At 59.9% G+C, this 17,615-nt stretch carries 18 protein-coding genes; 12 read left to right on the top strand and 6 right to left on the bottom strand.

Features of this window, described 5'->3' with window-relative positions; all coding sequences use genetic code 11:
* Positions 1 to 31 precede the first annotated feature (31 nt).
* From VL547_RS04625 to VL547_RS04610, 4 genes are all read left to right on the top strand, one after another.
* Positions 32 to 1,549 carry a rhamnogalacturonidase gene (locus VL547_RS04625; protein WP_325575696.1) on the top strand — a complete coding sequence of 506 codons (1,518 nt, stop codon included), beginning with the start codon at positions 32 to 34 and terminating at the stop codon, positions 1,547 to 1,549.
* A 76-nt stretch (positions 1,550 to 1,625) separates the two neighbouring features.
* Entirely contained in the window at positions 1,626 to 3,017 is a 1,392-nt protein-coding gene (locus VL547_RS04620; RefSeq protein WP_325575694.1) for an alpha-L-fucosidase, read from the top strand.
* Between the two features lie 31 nt (positions 3,018 to 3,048).
* Complete coding sequence (locus VL547_RS04615; RefSeq protein ID WP_325575692.1) at positions 3,049 to 3,672, top strand: YhcH/YjgK/YiaL family protein; 624 nt, start codon at positions 3,049 to 3,051, stop codon at positions 3,670 to 3,672.
* Positions 3,669 to 5,252 carry a hypothetical protein gene (locus tag VL547_RS04610; protein ID WP_325575690.1) on the top strand — a complete coding sequence of 528 codons (1,584 nt, stop codon included), beginning with the start codon at positions 3,669 to 3,671 and terminating at the stop codon, positions 5,250 to 5,252. Before VL547_RS04615 ends, VL547_RS04610 begins: the two co-directional genes overlap by 4 nt.
* Here VL547_RS04610 and VL547_RS04605 read toward each other — a convergent pair.
* Genes VL547_RS04605 through VL547_RS04595 form a run of 3 tightly spaced genes read right to left on the bottom strand, consistent with a single transcriptional unit; the run spans position 5,244 to position 7,998 of the window.
* Positions 5,244 to 5,762: a DUF4337 domain-containing protein gene (locus tag VL547_RS04605; RefSeq protein WP_325575688.1), complete on the bottom strand. Its 519-nt coding sequence runs from the start codon at positions 5,760 to 5,762 to the stop codon at positions 5,244 to 5,246. The genes VL547_RS04610 and VL547_RS04605 overlap by 9 nt on opposite strands.
* Before the next feature lie 51 nt (positions 5,763 to 5,813).
* Complete coding sequence (locus VL547_RS04600; RefSeq protein ID WP_325575686.1) at positions 5,814 to 6,725, bottom strand: SMP-30/gluconolactonase/LRE family protein; 912 nt, start codon at positions 6,723 to 6,725, stop codon at positions 5,814 to 5,816.
* 13 nt (positions 6,726 to 6,738) lie between these two features.
* Positions 6,739 to 7,998, bottom strand: coding sequence for an aspartate kinase (locus VL547_RS04595; protein WP_325575684.1), 1,260 nt, complete (start codon positions 7,996 to 7,998; stop codon positions 6,739 to 6,741).
* Between the two features lie 60 nt (positions 7,999 to 8,058).
* On the opposite strand from VL547_RS04595, the gene fbp reads away from it, so the two are divergent.
* From fbp to VL547_RS04560, 7 genes are all read left to right on the top strand, one after another.
* Entirely contained in the window at positions 8,059 to 9,057 is a 999-nt protein-coding gene (gene fbp / locus VL547_RS04590; protein ID WP_325575682.1) for a class 1 fructose-bisphosphatase, read from the top strand.
* Between the two features lie 51 nt (positions 9,058 to 9,108).
* On the top strand, positions 9,109 to 9,594 hold the full coding sequence (locus tag VL547_RS04585; protein WP_325575680.1) for a CAP domain-containing protein: 486 nt from the start codon (positions 9,109 to 9,111) through the stop codon (positions 9,592 to 9,594).
* 65 nt (positions 9,595 to 9,659) lie between these two features.
* Entirely contained in the window at positions 9,660 to 10,427 is a 768-nt protein-coding gene (locus VL547_RS04580; RefSeq protein ID WP_325575678.1) for an ABC transporter ATP-binding protein, read from the top strand.
* A 9-nt stretch (positions 10,428 to 10,436) separates the two neighbouring features.
* Entirely contained in the window at positions 10,437 to 11,225 is a 789-nt protein-coding gene (locus tag VL547_RS04575) for an FKBP-type peptidyl-prolyl cis-trans isomerase (RefSeq protein WP_325575676.1), read from the top strand.
* Between the two features lie 2 nt (positions 11,226 to 11,227).
* Positions 11,228 to 11,749: a YfiT family bacillithiol transferase gene (locus tag VL547_RS04570; protein WP_325575674.1), complete on the top strand. Its 522-nt coding sequence runs from the start codon at positions 11,228 to 11,230 to the stop codon at positions 11,747 to 11,749.
* Position 11,750: 1 nt separating this feature from the next.
* The gene (locus tag VL547_RS04565; RefSeq protein WP_325575672.1) at positions 11,751 to 12,305 is read left to right on the top strand and encodes an NUDIX hydrolase; all 555 of its coding nucleotides are present in this window, start codon (positions 11,751 to 11,753) and stop codon (positions 12,303 to 12,305) included.
* A gap of 14 nt (positions 12,306 to 12,319) precedes the next feature.
* Complete coding sequence (locus VL547_RS04560) at positions 12,320 to 13,459, top strand: tetratricopeptide repeat protein (RefSeq protein ID WP_325575670.1); 1,140 nt, start codon at positions 12,320 to 12,322, stop codon at positions 13,457 to 13,459.
* A 19-nt stretch (positions 13,460 to 13,478) separates the two neighbouring features.
* Here the strand turns inward: VL547_RS04560 and VL547_RS04555 are convergent, their stop codons facing one another.
* From VL547_RS04555 to VL547_RS04545, 3 genes are all read right to left on the bottom strand, one after another.
* Entirely contained in the window at positions 13,479 to 14,777 is a 1,299-nt protein-coding gene (locus tag VL547_RS04555) for a folylpolyglutamate synthase/dihydrofolate synthase family protein (protein ID WP_325575668.1), read from the bottom strand.
* Positions 14,778 to 14,798: 21 nt separating this feature from the next.
* Positions 14,799 to 15,671, bottom strand: a complete 873-nt coding sequence (locus VL547_RS04550; protein WP_325575666.1) for a hypothetical protein — start codon at positions 15,669 to 15,671, stop codon at positions 14,799 to 14,801.
* A gap of 81 nt (positions 15,672 to 15,752) precedes the next feature.
* Entirely contained in the window at positions 15,753 to 16,634 is an 882-nt protein-coding gene (locus VL547_RS04545) for a diacylglycerol/lipid kinase family protein (protein WP_325575664.1), read from the bottom strand.
* A gap of 37 nt (positions 16,635 to 16,671) precedes the next feature.
* Between VL547_RS04545 and VL547_RS04540 the strand changes: the two genes are divergently transcribed.
* Positions 16,672 to 17,615, top strand: a 944-nt coding sequence (locus tag VL547_RS04540) for a phosphatase domain-containing protein (RefSeq protein WP_325575662.1), incomplete at its 3' end; no start/stop codon positions are given.

Here is a 17,615-nt window from a genome sequence, read left to right as displayed (position 1 = left end):
CGTATCTTTAAGGAACCCACACCCGATCGATATGACCCGAACGACCATCCTGCTCCTGCTGTGCCTGGCGACCATACCGGCGCTGGCCAAGCCCCCCGGCATCTACAACATCCGCGACTACGGCGCCAAAGGCGACGGCGCGACGCTGGAAACCGCCGCCATCGACAAGGCTATTGCCGCAGCCTCGGAGGCCGGGGGAGGGACGGTTTTTTTCCCGGCGGGCAAATACCTTTCCTTTACCGTCCACCTGAAAAGCAATGTGTCCTTATACCTGGACCAGGGAGCCATCCTGATCGGCGCGGAGGGCGCGGGATACGACGCCCCGGAACCCAATACGGCCTACGACGCCTACCAGGATTTCGGGCACAATCATTGGAAAAACAGCCTTATATGGGGCGAAGGTCTGCACGATATTTCGATACTGGGACAGGGTATGATATGGGGCAGGGGTCTTATCCGGGACGCCACGGGCAAAACGCCGCCAGGGATAGGGAATAAGACCATTGCGCTCAAATGGTGCCGAAACGTCACCATCCAGGATATATCGATCCTAAAGGCGGGGCACTTCGGCATCCTGGCGACGGGCGTGGACAATCTCTCGATCCGCAACCTGAAAATCGATACCGATCGGGACGGGATGGACATCGATTGCTGTAAGAATGTGCGTGTCTCGGACTGCTATGTCAACTCGCCATTCGATGACGGCATATGTCTGAAGAGCTCGTTCGGGTTGGGTTTGGCCAGGTCGACCGAGAACGTGACGATCACCGGTTGTCAGCTGAGCGGGTATGACGTAGGGACTCTGCTGGACGGAACCTTTAAAAGGACCATCCGGAAGGACCACGTAGACATCCCCACGGGCCGTATAAAACTGGGGACCGAATCGAATGGCGGTTTTAAAAACATCGCTATTTCCAATTGCGTCTTCGACTATTGCCATGGGCTCGCGCTCGAAACGGTCGACGGCGCGCAGCTGGAGGACGTGGCCATCACCAATATCACCATGCGCGACGTCGATATACCCCTATTTATCCGGTTAGGGGAACGGATGCGCGGACCCGATACGATTGCGGTGGGCGTTTGCCGGAGGATCGCCATCAGCAACCTCGTGGTATACAATGCCGACTTCCCCCAGTCCTGTATTATCAGCGGCGACGCGGGACATCCCATCGAGGGCCTTCACCTGAGCGATATCCACCTGCATTTCAAGGGCGGTGGTACGAAGGAAATGGCAACCCGGGTAGTACCCGGTTTTGAAAAAGACTACCCCGAGCCCGGCAGGTTCGGCATCCTTCCTTCCTATGGGTTCTTTATCCGTCATGCCAAAGACGTGCACCTGCACGACATCGAGCTGAGCTATGCCACCGAAGACCACCGTCCGCCCTTCTATATTGAAGACGTGGAGGGCATCGATATGCATCACATCCAGGTGCAAAAAGCCACGGACGCGCCCTGCCTGGTGCTGAAGCACGTCACGGACATCGGCGTGGAGCGTGTCCAACACGTAAAGGACGTGCAGATTGACCGCGCGGACGACCGGACGCTGTGACCGAAAACGTTGTCGTAAATAAAAAGACGGTTGCGCGGTTCAATCGATAAATTTAGGCGCACGTAAAGCCACCCGTATGCGGAAAATGCCGTCGATTGCTTTTGCCATGATCGTTGTTGCTTCCATGACGCGCGCCCAGGGCACGGATAGCGCCACGCGCGCGCAGACAGCGAGCAAAATGGCCTGGTGGCGGGAAGCCCGCTTCGGTCTTTTCATCCATTGGGGCGTTTACTCCGTCCCGGGCGGCGTATATGACGGCCACCCCATCGGCCATGCCGGCGAATGGATCATGAACCGGGGGAAGATTCCGGTGGCGGCCTATCAACAATACGCGAAACAATTCAATCCCGTCAAATACGATCCCGATGCCTGGGTCCGCATGGCCCGCGACGCGGGGATGAAGTACATCGTCATCACCGCAAAACACCACGACGGGTTCGCGATGTTCAAGACCGCCTCGAGCGGGTGGAACATCGTGGACGCCACCCCTTACGGTAAAGACGTCCTGAAGCCCCTGGCAGCGGCTTGCCGCAAATACGGGGTCAAACTGGGGTTCTATTATTCGCAGGCCCAGGACTGGAATAACGCCGGGGGCGCCGCGTCCCGGAAAGCGACCTCCGAAGGCTGGGCCAATCCCGACTCGGCCAGGATCGACGCCTATACACAGACCCACGGAGGACATTGGGACCCGGCGCAGACGACCCGCTCCATGGCCGATTACATCGACCAGGTGGCCGTCCCGCAGGTGCGTGAGCTGCTCACCAACTATGGCGACGTGGCGGTCCTTTGGTGGGATACGCCGACGGGGATGACCGACGAATACGCCCGGAAGATCCACGACCTGCTGGCATTGCAGCCCAATATCATCACCAACGACCGGCTGGAACGTCCCGACTACCCGGGTGACTTCAAAACGCCGGAACAAAAGATACCCAACCCCGGCGAGCTCGACGGGAAGGATTGGGAAACCTGTATGACGATGAACGGGACCTGGGGCTACAAGCCTTCGGATACTCATTGGAAATCCTCCTCGACGCTGATCCGGAACCTGGTGGACATCGCTTCCAAAGGGGGGAATTATCTGCTGAATGTCGGCCCTACGCCCGAGGGAGAGTTCCCACAGGGCAGCATCGACATCCTGAAGGCGATGGGCGCCTGGATGAAAGTGAACGGGGAAGCGATATACGGGACAAAAGCCAGCCCGCTTGGCCCGCTTCCCTGGGGAAGGTGCACCCAAAAAACCGAAGGAGACCATACGTTGTTGTACCTTTCGGTATTCGACTGGCCCGCGGACGGTAACCTGTTGGTCCCGGGCGTGAAAGGACATGTGGTCGCGGCCCGGTTGCTGGCCGGCGGTACGCCGCTGAATACCGAACCCGGCACGGATGGGCTGTTGGTCCACCTGCCTGCCGCGGCCCCGGATACGGTGGCCAGCGTGGTGCGGTTAACCGTCCAGGGGGCGTTTTAATGTGACCTTAGCAAATGAAATTTTACAAGATATGCGTCTGTTCTTACTTATAGCTGTATTTTCCGCCGCGTCCATGGGGGCTGCCGCACAGGTCGCCTCTCCCGCCGGGGACACCGCCGCCTCCGCCTGGACCGTCAAACGCGCCAGGGCTTGGGTGGCAAAAGGAGAATGGAAAAATGGGTTGACACAAAAGCCGCACGGTTCAGTGAACCCCGTCGATTTCACCCTGCAATATCACCGCAACCCGGCACTTTGGAACAAGGTCTTTACGTTTTTACGGACGCAAGACCTGGAGCATCTGGCCCCGGGGAAATATCCCATCGACGGGGACAACGCCTATGCCATGATAAGCCAGGGCCACACCAAGCCGATGGATAGCGTCAAATGGGAGTCCCACCGGCAATACATCGACCTGCATTATGTAATAACCGGAAAGGAAAAGATCGGCGTGGCATCGATAGGCAAGGCGACGGTCACCGAACCCTTTACCGATAAAAGCGATAACGCCCACTATAACGCTACCGGCATATTTTACACGGCCGAGCCCGGTGTCTTTTTCCTGTTCTTCCCGCGCGACGTCCATCGCCCGGGTATCACGGTGCCCGGAACGATGGAGGACAAGAAACTGGTGATCAAAATCAAAGTAAGTCAATGAGCTATAAATTTTTCGCGGCCTTCCTCCTGGCGGGGGGCTTCTTCGGCGGCGCCTCCGCCCAGCTCGTGACCCTGGACTGCTACTTCAACAACGAGTGGCACAAAGACAACAACGGCGACAGCGTCCGCTACCACTACACCTGGGAGGACAAGGCCAACAGCGGTTTTTCCAAACTGGGGGACGTTTTCACGCGGCAGGGGTTTACCCTTAACGAACTAACGGTGGCGCCCACCTCGGAAAATCTCCGGCTGTCGTCAGTATACATCATCGTAGACCCCGACACAAAGGCCGAAAGCCCGAACCCGAACTACGTGTCCCCCGCGGACGTGGAGGCGCTCAGGAACTGGGTAAAGGCGGGCGGTATCCTGGTGCTGATGGGCAACGACAAGGGTAACGCGGAATTCGGGCACTTCAACACCCTGGCCGGGGCGTTCGGCATCCACTTTAACGAGGACTGTGTCAATCACGTCATCGGGAAGGACCATGAACCGGGAAAGATCACCCTGCCAGGCGGTGATTCGATTTTCAAAACGCCGCTGCTGCTCTACATGAAGGACGTCAGCAGCCTCGGTCTTCAAAGCCCCGCGCGACCCGCCATCCTGCATGGCGACACGGTTATCGCCGCCACGTCCCGCTATGGCAAGGGCGTCGTCTTTGCCGTGGGCGATCCCTGGATATATAACGAATACATCGACAACCACAACCTTTCCCCCGGGTTCCAGAACACGGAAGGCGCCGAAGCCTGGGTTGCCTGGATCAAATCCCAGGTGCCGGGCGTCAACGATCCGGCGGACAAGGCCAGACCCGGCGCCCACCACCTGCAAAAGCTATGGGAGACCGATACGGTCGTGATGACGCCCGAATCCGTCCTGCCCGACCTTTCCAAAGGCATACTCTATGTTTCCGAAATCGGCAGGGGGGATGCCAGCGCCTTCGACGGCAACGGGGGCGTGGCCAAAATCGGGACCGACGGCAGGATCATCGACCTGCACTGGGTCACCGGTCTCAATTCCCCCAAGGGGCTGGGGCGTTACAAAAACACCCTGTACGCCGCCGACCTGACGGACGTGGCCGTGATCGACATCCCCAGCGGGAAGGTCGTCCGGACGATCCCCGTGGAAGGCGCCGGTATGCTCAACGATATAACCGTGGACGATAACGGTATCGTGTACGTCTCCGATACCCGCACCGCCAAGGTGCACCGCATCGGACCCGACGGGACCGTCACGACCTGGCTCACCGGTATGACCGGCGCCAATGGGCTAAAGGCGATCGGTAAGGACCTCTATGTGCTGTCGGGGACGCGCTTCCTGAAAGTCGGCCCCGACCGCAAGCAAACGCAGGTCGCCCTCCTGGATCACGGGGGCGACGGGCTGGAGCCGCTAACGGGCGGGGACTTCCTGGCGACCGCGTGGAACGGGTATGTATACTATGTTTACGCCGACGGTCGAGTGGAGCTATTGCTGGATACGCACCTGCTCAAGAGGAATACGGCGGATATAGGATACGACCCGCAGCACAGGATCGTGTTCGTGCCGTCGTTCTGGGGATGGACCGTGGCGGCGTACCGTCTAGATTAAGCCGGTTACGAAGAAAAACAAGCCCGCCGCCGATACCGCGATACTGATCCACCAGAGCGGCCGTCGCCTGGTCAGGATGGCGATCGCGGAAATGGCGATGGCGATCTGGAAAAGCGTAACCGCGCGGGCGAGCGTGGAGTGTTTTTCTATGTGGAGGTGCGACGCGTCCTCGAACTCCCGGGCCTTTGTCTGGCTTTCCGCCTGGTCCTGTTTATAGTGCGCGATGGCGCTGTCGGTGGCGGCGCCTGCGGGAGCGAGCGACCTTATCTCCGCCTTGATGCCTTTTGCCTGGTAATACGCCCACTGGTCGGAGGCCTTGATCTGCTCGATCAGCGCCTCATCGGAGTGGTGACCCGCCAGCAGGCTCGCCAGGGCGGCAAAGACGGCCATGAGCGCGGTGGAGATGGCGATGTACATGGAGCTTTGTTTCTCCTGTTTTTCCAGGGCCTCTTCGACGCCTTCTTCAATGGCTTCGTGCAGGTGTTCTGTGGGGACTTCCATTTCTTCCATGGGGCCAAGATACAGTTTTTGGGCACGCCGCGGCGACGTGATGCGCGGGGGCTACTCCACGCCCGCGACGTTCATCGGCAGGACATACACCCCCTTCGACGCGGTGATAAAGAGGGTCCGTTTGCCGCGGCCGCCGAAACAAAGGTTGGCGGTCCAGTCTTCCGGCACGGGGATGTGCGCGACTTGCACGCCCGCGGGGTTGAAGACAAAAACGCCCTTTCCGGTGAGGTATACGTTGCCCTGCTCGTCCAGGGTCATCCCATCCGAACCCATGGACACGAACAACTTCCGGTCGCCCAGGCTGCCGTCGGGCTGGATGGCGTAGCGGTAGGTCTTGCCGGCGGCGATGTCGGCTACGTAGAGCAAACGGCCGTCCGGGGTACCGACGATCCCATTGGGTTTGCGCAGGGTGCTGTCGACGACGACGGGTTGAGTGGCGCCGGGCGCCAGATAGTACACGGACTGCGCGTCCAGGTCGGGCCGCGACCGGTTCCAATAGTCGCGCTGATAGTAAGGGTCGGTAAAGTATATACCGCCCCGGGCGTCGATCCAAAGGTCGTTGGGCCCGTTGAGCCGGAGGCCATGGAGGTCGTGGAGCAGGACGGTCACTTTTTTGCGGGGGCTGATCGACCAGAGCTCGTCGATCTCGTCAGCGCAGGTAACGAGGTTGCCGTGGCGGTCGAAGTACATGCCGTTGGAGCGGCCGGCGCTGTCCATAAAAAGGCTGAGCCGTCCGTCGAGGTCGTACTTCCAGATGCGGTTATTGGGCTGGTCGGTGAAAAAGACGTTCCCTTTCCGGTCCACCGAAGCGCCTTCTGTAAAGGCGAACTGGCGGGAGACGAGCCGGGGCGTGTCGCCGGGCGCGAAAAGCGCGGTTGGCGCGCTTGCGCCCGGCGTGACCGCCTGAGCCGAGGCGCCCGACGTGGCGAGCGCTAAAAGTGTCAAATAGACAATTGTTCGCATGGTAGCGGCTTTTTTATTGTTGACGCAGCAGTACTTGCACCGTTTCGGGTGTCTCTTGCAGGAGCAATTGCGTCCCGCCGGCGGTCAGCGCCTTTAGCAGGTCGGTGTCGAAGTGCCGGATCGTAAGCAGTGTCAGCCCTTTTTCCGCGGATACGTCGAAGTGGGCCGCGGCGGCTTCGGTGAGCCGGGCGGTGCGGTCGCCCTTGTCGTCGACGCACAGCTGGACCGTGATCGCGCCGTGCTGGACGAGGTTGGGTTGTATGTGCGCGGTTTCGAGCAGGGTGTAGAGCAACCGCGTTTGTCCGCCGATGAACGAAAAGTCGCGCGATTGGAGGTGCAGGAGCACCTGGCTGCGCTTCAGGACGATGATGGGCGGCAGGTCGCGAACGGGTCGGTCGTGTATGAGGGTACCGGGCAGGGCAGGGTCCAGGAAACACCGCACATACATCGGGATGTGTTTGTTCTGGAGCGGTTTGATCGTCTTGGGGTGGATGACCTGGGCGCCGTAATACGCCATTTCGATCACCTCCGCGTAGTTGAGCTCGGGGATGACGCGGGCTTCGGGGAAGAGTTTGGGATCGGCGTTCATCACGCCTTCCACATCCTTCCAGATCGTGAGCGATTCGGCGTCGAGGAGGTTGGAGAAGATCGCGGCGGTATAGTCGCTGCCTTCCCGGCCAAGCGTCGTGCTTTCGTTTTCCGAAGTGGACCCGATAAAGCCCTGGAGGAGGATCGTCCGGCCTTCCGCCAACAGGGGTGTCAAACGCAGGGCGGCCTCGGTGGCGGCATAGTCGAGGTCCACCACCGCGTCCCGGAAGGTGGCGTCGGTCCGGAGGATATCGCGTACGTCGACCCAGGTATTGGGGATGCCGGCGTGGGCCAGGTAATGGTGGAGGATGGTCGTCGACAGGAGCTCGCCGATGCAGACGATCTGGTCGTAGTAGTAGTCGAACTCCCGGACCGGCCGGTCGTGGAGCAGCCATTCTACCTCGGTGAAGAGGTCGACCAGCGCCTCCTGTCCGTTGCCGCCGGGGATGAGGGCGGCGAAGGTCCCGAGGTGTTTTTGCTTGATCGAATCGAAAAGATCCAGGGCTTCCGCCCGTGCGCCACGGTAAAAGGCCTCGGCGACTTTTTCCAGCTCGTTGGTGGTCTTGCCCATGGCAGAAATGACCACGACCAGCGGTTGACCTTGTCGGACGGAGAGGATGGCAGCTGCCTGTTGGATCCGGTCGATGCTGCTGACCGAGGCGCCGCCAAACTTGTATACTTGCATAGGGGGGCAAAACTCGTTATTTTTGACATCATTTCATACAAACAAACGGTCGCTAGTAGCATGCAAACCCATCGTAGAGTACTGACCCTGGACGAGTTCACGATCCAGGAGCTGAGACAATTTCCCGCCGCCACCGGCGAACTCTCCGGACTGCTCCGGGATATCGGCCTGGCCGCAAAACGGATCAACGTGGAAGTCAACAAGGCGGGGTTGGTGGACGACATTTTGGGCGACGCGGGCTCGGTCAACGTCCAGGGCGAGGACGTCAAGAAGCTGGACCTTTTCGCCGACAACCAGCTGATCAGCGTGCTCCGGAACGGCATCTACTGCGCCGGCGTAGCCAGTGAAGAAAACGACGACATCGTCGTTTTTGACGACGAGGTGTCCAACCGGTCCAAGTACGTCGTGCTCATGGACCCGCTGGACGGGAGCTCCAACATCGACGTCAATACCTCCATCGGTTCGATCTTTTCGATCTGCCGCCGCGTCACCCCGCTCGGCACCCCGTGTACGCTCCAGGACTTCCTTCAGCCCGGCGTGCGGATCGTGGCCGCCGGGTATGTGATCTATGGCTCGAGCACCATGCTCGTCTATGGTACCCGCAGGGGCGTCAACGGTTTTACGCTCGACCCCTCGATCGGCGAGTTCTGTCTCAGCCACCGCAGGATGCAGTGCCCCCCCGACGGGACCATCTATTCGGTCAACCACGGCAACTACTACGCCTTCAACCCACGCGTACGGGACTACATCGAACACTGTCAGCAGCAAAAGAACTATACCCAGCGTTATGTCGGGAGCATGGTGGCCGACATCCACCGGAACCTGATCAAGGGTGGGGTTTTCCTTTACCCCGGTACGGTGGCCAAACCCCAGGGGAAGCTCCGTCTCCTCTACGAATGCAACCCCATGGCCTTCCTCATGGAGGTCGCGGGAGGGCTGGCGACCGACGGCGTCCGCCGTATCCTCGAGGTCCCGCCCACCGGGCTCCACCAGCGTTCGCCGTTATTCCTGGGCAGCAGGTCGATGATGGAGACGCTCACGGGGATGCTGACGCGGTAAACCCCGGGGTCGTTTTGAAGTCATATATTTATGCCCCGTAAAACCCATGCTATGCGACAGATCGTTCTTCTCACGCTTGGTCTAGTGATGTTTTCTTTCCGGCCCGCGCCCGCCCGCACACCCGCGCCCGCCGGCACACCCGCGCCCGCGGCGTTGCCCTTCAATCAGGAAATCCTGAAGTACGTCAACGAGTTCCGCGCCGACAACGGCAAACCCGCGCTCACTATGAACGCGGACATGGTGGAGACCGCCGGTATCCACAGTACGGCCATGGCCAAGGGCACCGTCCCCTTCGGGCACGACAACTTCGATATCCGTTTTAAATACATCGCGGCCAAGCTGGGCCACATCAACGCCTTTGCGGAGAACGTTGCCATGGGCAAGATGAATGCCCGGCAGGTCGTGGATGGGTGGATACACAGTCCCGGCCACCGTAAGAACATGCTGGGCGACTATAACCTCACGGGGATCGCCACCGCCACCTCCGCCGACGGGCAGATATATTTCACGCAGCTCTTCGCGCACCAGCAGCCATAGGCGCCGGCCTGGGGCTCCCAGCGGGTGATTTGGCCAATAACCGCGGGTAACGTAATTTGCCGCCCATGGAGCAGCCGCCCCCCATCATCCAGGTGCGCAACCTGGTCAAACGCTATGGAACCTTCGAAGCCGTCAAAGGCATCAGCTTTGACGTGCGGAAGGGGGAGATATTCGGTCTGCTGGGACCGAACGGCGCCGGCAAATCCACGACCCTGGAGATCATCGAGACGCTGCGGGATAAGACCGACGGTTCGGTCATCGTGGACGGGCTCGACCTGGACCGTTCCCCGAACGAGATCAAGAAGATCATCGGCGTCCAGCTTCAGACGTCCGGCTATTACCCTGGATTGAACCTTACGCAGCTGATCAACCTGTTCGCCGGCCTGTACAACCGATCGGTCGATCCGCTCCGGCTGCTGGACTCGGTGAACCTCCGCGACAAGGCGAGGGCGCTCTATAAACAACTGAGCGGCGGCCAGAAGCAACGCTTTTCGATCGCGACCACGCTCATCAACGATCCAAGGATCGTTTTCCTGGACGAACCGACCACCGGTCTCGATCCCCAGGCTCGTCGGAACCTTTGGGACCTGATCCGGGAAATCCGCGCCAAGGGCACCACCGTTATCCTGACCACCCATTATATGGACGAAGCCGAGCTGTTGTGCGATCGCGTCGCCATCATCGACTCCGGGGCCATCATCGCCCTGGATACCCCGGACGGTCTGATCGATCACCTCGTGGCCTCGGGTTTTGAACGGGAAAGGGAAGTTAAAAAAGCCAACCTCGAGGATGTTTTTATCCGCATGACGGGTAAACATCTCCGGGACACATAAACCATACATATGCACAAATCGTCGTCTCTGCTTTCCCTAGCCCTTCTTGCCATAGGAACGGGCGCATTTGCACAAGTCAAGAAACCCGCAACAAAACCAACCACCGCCGCGAAAAAGCCGGCCGCAACCGCTCCCGCTGCACTCAAGACCGGGACCGACTCCCTGAGTTATGCCATCGGCATCAACGTGGCTACCTATTTCAAGAAGCAAGGCGTCGACAAGCTGAACTACGCCATGCTGGACAAGGCATGCGCGGACATTTTCGGGGATAAGGCACCCGTCCTCACCGATGAACAAGCAGTTATGACGATACAACAGCGACTCCAGGAATTCATGGCGCAAAAATCCGACGCCATCAAGGAGGAAGGCAAGAAGTTCCTCGCCGAGAACAAAAAACGCCCCGGGGTGATGGAGCTCCAGGACGGCCTCCAGTATGAAGTCATCCGTCGCGGAACGGGACCGGTGCCGACGGACACGAGCATCGTAAAGGTCAACTATACCGGCTATCTCCTCAGCGGTAAGAAATTCGACGCTTCCGCGGACCATGGCGGGCCCGCCACCTTCCCGCTGAACCGCGTCATCAAGGGCTGGACCGAGGGTGTCAAGCTGATGCCCGTCGGGTCTTCCTATAAATTCTATATTCCTTCCGACCTGGCCTACGGCGACCGTGGCGCGGGGAACGACATACCCGGAGGCAGCACACTGATCTTCGAAGTGGACCTGCTGGAGATCGTGCCCCCGGCGCCGCCCGCACCCGTCATCAAACCGATGCCCGATACGCCCCAGGCGAAACAATAGCTATGAGCGACCCGCGTTACCCCATCGGCAAATACGAGCCGCAGCCTTATTCCGACAAGCTCCGGGAGGCCTGGACAGCGGACATCCGTTTCCTGCCCGCCCTCCTGGAGAATACGGTTTCGCGGCTCGACGAATCCCAGTTAAAAACCCCCTACCGCGAAGGTGGCTGGACGGTGCAGCAGGTGGTGCACCACGTGGCCGACAGCCACATCAACGCATACACCCGGTTTAAACTGGGGTTGACGGAGGAAACGCCCACCATCAAGCCATATGAGGAAAAGTCCTGGGCGCAGCTGGCGGATACGGCCCTCCCGATCAACCTTTCCCTGACACTGCTCCATGCCCTGCACGCGCGATGGGTGGCGGTGCTGGAGAGCATCCAGGGGGAACGGTGGGACCGCGAAGTGGTCCATCCCGAAACGGGCAAGCACCTGAGCCTCTGGACGCTATTGGGTATGTACGCCTGGCATGGGCGGCACCACGTAGCGCACATCACCACCCTCATAGAAACAAAAGGCTGGTAACATGACCCAAGACCCCCTGCGCTGGGAGGTGCTCGACAGCACCTACATCAGCCGCCACCAATATTTCACCGCCCGCCGCGACCGTTGCCGTCGTCCGGACGGCGTGATCGTCCCCGAGTACTACGTGGTGGAGCTGCCGCCCTCGGTGTGCGTCGTCGCGTTGACCGAAGACCGGGAAGCGGTGATGATCCGGCAGTACCGTCACCCCATCGCCGAAAGCATCCTTGAGATACCCGGCGGCTTTATCGATCCGGGAGAGGACCCCGCCACCGCCGCCCGCAGGGAGCTGCTCGAAGAGACCGGCTACGCCTTCCAGGACATCGTTCCCCTCGGCAGGATCGCGGCCAACCCCGGTCTGTTGGACAACTATACCTGGCTGTTCCTGGCGACCGGGGGCAAAAAGGTCCAGGGGCAGCACCTCGACCCCAACGAAGAGATCGAGATCATCCTCCAGCCGCTGGACGAGGTCCGGGAAATGGTCCTGGGAAACCGGCTGGCCCAGGCGCTGCATACGGTTTGTTTCTTTTACGCCTTCCGGTATTTAGGGGACCTTTAAGTATCTTTAGGCTGATGCCAACCTGGAAAAAATACGGGTTCCTGTTCACCTTGTTGTTTTTCGCCCGCGACCTCTCAGCCCAGCAAAACGATATGCTCGGGCAGGCCGCCTACCTGTACCGGAACAGGGCTTATGCCATGGCGCTCCAGACACTCGACAAGGCCGTCGCGTCCAACCCGGAGTGGGCGGAGGCCTACAACCTCCGGGGACTGACGCTAAAGGCGATGGGGAACCTCAACATGGCCATCCAGGATTTCAGCAAGGCCATCTCCCTTTTTGTGCGCTATATCGACGCCTACAACAACCGGGGCATGTCGTACTTCCTGCAAGGTGAATACGAGAAGGCCGTCGAAGACTACGGCCATTGTCTGGACCTGAGCAGGGGCAACCGCGACGTGTATTTTTTTAACCGCGCCAACGCCGAGCTCGCGGAACGGCTGTATCAGGACGCCATCAACGACTTCACGGCCGCCGTCAAGGTAAATCCCGGTATGCCGGAAGCGTTCAACAACCGGGGCCGGGCACGGCTTGGCCAACTGGACACCGCGGGCGCGCTGGCGGACTTCCAGAATGCCGTGGATGCGCAACCTTCCTACCTGGAAGGGTACATGAACATGGCCATCCTGCAGGAGGCCAGGGGCGACTGCGAGCACGCGTTAATAACATACCGCAAGCTCCTCCGCTGGAACCCTGGGTACGCCAGGGGCTACCTCGAGATCGGCGCGCTGGAGCAGGAATGCGACGGCGACGCCAAGGAAGCCCTGAAGAACTACAACAAAGCCATCGAATTGGACCCCGACTTTGGGGAAGCCTTTAACAACCGGGGCACCCTGGAGATGCACGACAAGGATTTCAAAAAGGCCGCGCGGGATTTCGGGCGGGCGATTGCGCTCACGTCGCTGAACCCGGATTTTTATTACAACCGCGGTATGGCGCTAAAGGCTTTGGACAAAAAGGAAAGCGCCATACGGGATTTCACCGCGGCCATCGGGCTGGATTCGACGTATGCGCCCGCGCTGTATAACAGGGCGCTCCTCCACATGGCGACGGGTCATATCCCGGACGCCTGCGTCGATTTCCAGGCAGCGCTCCGCCATGGCGTGTCCCAGGCCGCGGACGACCTGAAGCGGAATTGTACCGGAAGCCGCGAATAGCGGCTTCCCCAATAATTAGCTAAAATTTAGACTTGTCCACTTCCCCCACCACAAAAACACTCCCGCACACCAGGACGAGGTCGTCTTTGTGCGCGCGACCCAGGGCTTCCTTCAGGGCTGTGTTCACGTCCGGATAGGACTGCCCGGAAAGACCGGCCTCCTCCGCGGCGGCCCACAGGTCTTCGGCCGCTAGCGCCCGGGGTATCGGCGCCTGCGTAAAATAATAGTGGGCGTCCCTGGGTAATATTTCCAGGACGGAACGTACGTCTTTATCCTTAACCATACCCATGATGACATGGAGCTGGTGGAACGTGGTGACTTCGAGCTGGCGGACCAGTTCCCGTATGCCGTCTTCGTTGTGGGCAACGTCGAGGATGACCGACGGGTGCTCGTGGACGTGCTCCCAGCGTCCGTGCAGACCGGTGAGCGTCCTGGTTTTGGCAAGACCTTCCCGGAGCGCGGCGTCGGATATCTTCCAACCCCTTTCGCGCAGCTGGTGGACCGCCTGGAGTACGGTGACGAGGTTCTTGGTTTGGTAAAGACCGGTGAGGTCCAGCGTATAGAAGTCCTTGATGTCGGTGTGCCGGATCGTGACTTCCACCTTCATGTCGTGACCCTCGAAATCCCAGTTGGTCGCCACCCGTTCACGGTCCGCGAAGGAAATGGGCGCCTTCTTTTCCCGGGCCTTCCGGTTGAACAGGGGGCCGGTGGCTTCCCGGAACTCGCCGATCACCACGGGTATGTCGCGTTTGATGATACCGGCTTTTTCAGTGGCGATCTTTTCCAGGGTATCGCCCAGGAGGTGCATATGGTCGTACCCGATATTGGTGATGATGGCCAGCTCCGGGGTGATCACGTTGGTAGAGTCCAGACGTCCGCCCAGCCCGGTCTCGATCACGGCGATGTCCACCTCCTGGTTGGCGAAGTAGTCGAAGGCCATGGCCACGGTGATCTCGAAGAACGAGGGATCGATCTTGTCGATGTGCGGCTGGATATGCGAGACGAAGTCGACGACGAAGTCTTCATCGATCTCCTTTCCGTCCACCTTGATGCGCTCCCGGAAGTCGTGGAGGTGCGGGGAGGTGTAGAGGCCCGTATGGTAACCGGCGGATTGCAGGATGGCGGCCAGCATATGGCTGACTGAGCCCTTGCCGTTGGTGCCGGCGATGTGGATGGACTTGAACCGCAGCTCGGGATTTTCGAGTACCTCGCAAAGGGCTACGGTATTGCTCAGGTCTGCTTTGTAGGCCGCCGCGCCGACACGGCTAAACATAGGCAGGCGGGTGAACAGATAGTCGACGGTTTCCAGATAGTTCATTGGTGAGGCAAAATAACGGTTCTATTGTGTAACTCTGAAACTAAAGATGATGGTTCCTGTTTGCTCGTCTGCATTTCCCTGGTTGAACTTCAATTCCCGCGCGAGTTCCAGCGCCAGGTCGGCATATTGGCTGCCGTTGCTGGCGGTCGATCCCCTGGGTTGGTACGAAACGCTGATCACATGTCCGTTGCGGTCCACCTTGAGGTCTACGGCTATCTTGGCATTCTCCTTGAAATCGCGTTGGAAAGAGGGCATGGAAAAACTCCTTCCCACCAACCCGCGCACGATGGCCGCGCCCGAATGACCCGTTCCCCCGTTCCCGGTATAGTTCTTCGAGTTGGGGTCGCCGTTAGGGTTGCCCTGGTCGCCGTGACCACCGGCGATGCCTTCGTTCTGGCTCTTGTTAAAGGCGTCCTGGTTGTTCCCGCCGGGGCCCTGGGCGCCGGGCACTTTGAAGATGGCCTTGGGCTTCGGTGGGGCGGGCGTGGGGTTCACCACGGCTTTGGGGACAGAGGCTACTTTGGGCGCCGTTTCCCGTATGACCGGCTTGGGGGTGGGTTTGGCCTTTTTGGGCTTATTCACCGCGGTCTCTTCGTCGTTGTTGTTATCGTTGGTCTCTATGTTGGGCTGCGCGCTCGGCGGAGCCTGGGCCCTTACCGGCGCGGAATGCGTCTTGACCTCCGGCGCGGGATCACCGGGGGCGAGCGGTTGTTCGGTACCGGAACCCTGGTCGCTGTTACCCAGGTTCACCTCGATCCCCAGGTCCTGGGGCGGTGGCGGGGCCTGGGGTATCTTAAACCCCACGAATATCAGGAAAAGGAGCAAGGCGCCATGCCAGACCAGGGTCGCCACCAGCGCTTTTGTATTCTTTGCCGTATCGGGAGCCTGTTGCATGTTACAAATATACTTTTTGGTTGCCTTACAACGATGGGGTCACTGTTAAAATTGCATTATGCGCGGGCGGGCGCGGACCGATTAGCGTTCCGGTGTCAGCACCCGCAGCGACCGCGGTAAAATGGCGGCCTTCAGCCGGTTTACCTTCCCCTTGTACTCCCCGTCCACCTGGAAGTGCACGCGCCTATTACAGGCGATCGTAACCGACTGGACAGAAACGACCTCCTCCCGTTCCAGGTGCTGTTTGCGGTGGGGTAAAAAAAGCCGGGGCAGGTCCCACCACCGGAAGTCCTTCATCATGATCACTTCGAAACGCCCGTCCGTCAGCGAGCCGGTAGGGTTGACGATGGCCCCGGTACCGAACATCCGCGCGTTGGCCAGCATCAGCATATACACGCTTTTGTTGAGCTTCTGGTCGCCCCCGCGGACATAGATGCGAAAACGGTTCCGGTGGAGCACCGTCTTGAAGAACAACCGCCCGTACCCCCACATCCCCCGGAAGCCTTCCCGCGCGTATTGCTCCACGAGGGACGCGTTCAGGCCCAGGTCGCACAGGTGGATGCACAACCCGAACCCCTGGAGATGGATGGTATCGATCTGCGTGATATGCGTTCCCAGGGCGACGCGCAGCGCGTCCCGCGGATGCGTGGGCAGCCCCAGCTCCCGGGCCAGTCCGTTGGCAGAGCCCAGGGGAATGATCCCCAGGGCGATGGGCTGGTGCACGAGCTGCTCCGCCACCATCTTCACCGTCCCGTCTCCCCCCACCGCGACCACCCGCGTAAACGGTTGCGTTCCCAACAGGTGGCGCAATTCTTGTACGTCATGGGTCCCCGTCGTGTTATAGGACAGGTAGTCGAAGGGCTGGACGGCCCTGGCCTGTTCCAGGCTCGTCCAGAAAAGCCCCTTGTCCTTGCCGCCCGAGACGGGGTTGACGACGAATAATATTTTTTCTGTGTTGTTCATAAACCGGCGTGCCCAAATTTCGTTAAATTAATCATCCATGCGAAAAGCCGCTATCCCCACTATCGTCGTTTATCCCGGGTACGCCAATCACACCGGGATGGTGGTGTTCGGCCACGTCTTCAGGCAAAACCTGCGCCATTGGTATCCCTATTCCGATAATTTTTTCGCCAACCTGCGCGTGCTCTGGAAGCTCTTCCGTGTCAAGGGCCTGGCGGGCGTCCGTGTCCAGCTCTGTATGGGCGCGGTGCTGGCGGAGACCACCACTGACGCCAAGGGCTACTACCGTTTCGACCTGGCCATGGAGCCTTCCGTCCCCTATGGGTGGACTGCCGTCGACGTCCGCCTCACCCCTGGCGGCGGTTATGAGGCCCCAGCGGCCCAGGGCCGCGTCCTGAGACCCGCGCTCAACTCCTACGACATCATCAGCGACATCGACGATACGCTCCTCATCTCCCATTCCCTCAACTGGTGGAAAAAGTTCCGCCTGCTGATCATGCACCAGCCCAGCGAGCGCAAGCCCTTCGACGGCGTCGTTTCCCACTACCAGCAACTCTACGACGCCAACAGCCGCAAGGGCTCCTGTCTGTTCTCCTTCGTCTCCAGCAGCGAATGGAACCTCTATCCCTTTATCCGTGCCTTTTCGCGGAACTACCAGGTCCCCCGCGGGATATACCTCATGGGCGCGCTCAAGACCCGCTTCACCGAGCTCTTCCGCACCGGCGGCGGCAACCACGGGCACAAGCTCCTGAAAATCCAGGAAATCTTCCGCTATTACCCGGACCACCATTTTATCCTGCTCGGCGACGACACCCAGCAGGACCCCTTCCTGTACATGCAGGCGGTCCGCAAGTACCCCACACAGGTCGCCTGCGTATATATCCGTCACACGCGTAAAAAGCCCTCCCGCGAGGTCGATGCGATGCTCGGGGAGATAGGGCGCCTGGGCGTGCCGTATTGTTATTTCCGGCATTCCGAGGAGGC

It is taken from the genome of Dinghuibacter sp. (genome assembly GCF_035492835.1).
In the GTDB taxonomy this organism is placed as follows: domain Bacteria; phylum Bacteroidota; class Bacteroidia; order Chitinophagales; family Chitinophagaceae; genus Dinghuibacter.
The sequence above is the reverse complement of the archived record's forward strand: the minus strand, read 5'-3'. Positions and strand labels throughout refer to the sequence as shown.

Excerpts from the sequence above, each read along its gene's own strand:
- VL547_RS04545 (WP_325575664.1), bottom strand. The coding sequence starts at position 16,634 with ATGAACAACACAGAAAAAATATTATTCGTCGTCAACCCCGTCTCGGGC.
- VL547_RS04555 (WP_325575668.1), bottom strand. The coding sequence starts at position 14,777 with ATGAACTATCTGGAAACCGTCGACTATCTGTTCACCCGCCTGCCTATG.
- fbp (WP_325575682.1), top strand. The coding sequence starts at position 8,059 with ATGCAAACCCATCGTAGAGTACTGACCCTGGACGAGTTCACGATCCAG.
- VL547_RS04615 (WP_325575692.1), top strand. The coding sequence starts at position 3,049 with ATGCGTCTGTTCTTACTTATAGCTGTATTTTCCGCCGCGTCCATGGGG.
- VL547_RS04625 (WP_325575696.1), top strand. The coding sequence starts at position 32 with ATGACCCGAACGACCATCCTGCTCCTGCTGTGCCTGGCGACCATACCG.
- VL547_RS04605 (WP_325575688.1), bottom strand. The coding sequence starts at position 5,762 with ATGGAAGAAATGGAAGTCCCCACAGAACACCTGCACGAAGCCATTGAA.
- VL547_RS04550 (WP_325575666.1), bottom strand. The coding sequence starts at position 15,671 with ATGCAACAGGCTCCCGATACGGCAAAGAATACAAAAGCGCTGGTGGCG.
- VL547_RS04560 (WP_325575670.1), top strand. The coding sequence starts at position 12,320 with ATGCCAACCTGGAAAAAATACGGGTTCCTGTTCACCTTGTTGTTTTTC.
- VL547_RS04595 (WP_325575684.1), bottom strand. The coding sequence starts at position 7,998 with ATGCAAGTATACAAGTTTGGCGGCGCCTCGGTCAGCAGCATCGACCGG.
- VL547_RS04600 (WP_325575686.1), bottom strand. The coding sequence starts at position 6,725 with ATGCGAACAATTGTCTATTTGACACTTTTAGCGCTCGCCACGTCGGGC.
- VL547_RS04610 (WP_325575690.1), top strand. The coding sequence starts at position 3,669 with ATGAGCTATAAATTTTTCGCGGCCTTCCTCCTGGCGGGGGGCTTCTTC.
- VL547_RS04570 (WP_325575674.1), top strand. The coding sequence starts at position 11,228 with ATGAGCGACCCGCGTTACCCCATCGGCAAATACGAGCCGCAGCCTTAT.
- VL547_RS04565 (WP_325575672.1), top strand. The coding sequence starts at position 11,751 with ATGACCCAAGACCCCCTGCGCTGGGAGGTGCTCGACAGCACCTACATC.
- VL547_RS04580 (WP_325575678.1), top strand. The coding sequence starts at position 9,660 with ATGGAGCAGCCGCCCCCCATCATCCAGGTGCGCAACCTGGTCAAACGC.
- VL547_RS04575 (WP_325575676.1), top strand. The coding sequence starts at position 10,437 with ATGCACAAATCGTCGTCTCTGCTTTCCCTAGCCCTTCTTGCCATAGGA.
- VL547_RS04620 (WP_325575694.1), top strand. The coding sequence starts at position 1,626 with ATGCGGAAAATGCCGTCGATTGCTTTTGCCATGATCGTTGTTGCTTCC.
- VL547_RS04585 (WP_325575680.1), top strand. The coding sequence starts at position 9,109 with ATGCGACAGATCGTTCTTCTCACGCTTGGTCTAGTGATGTTTTCTTTC.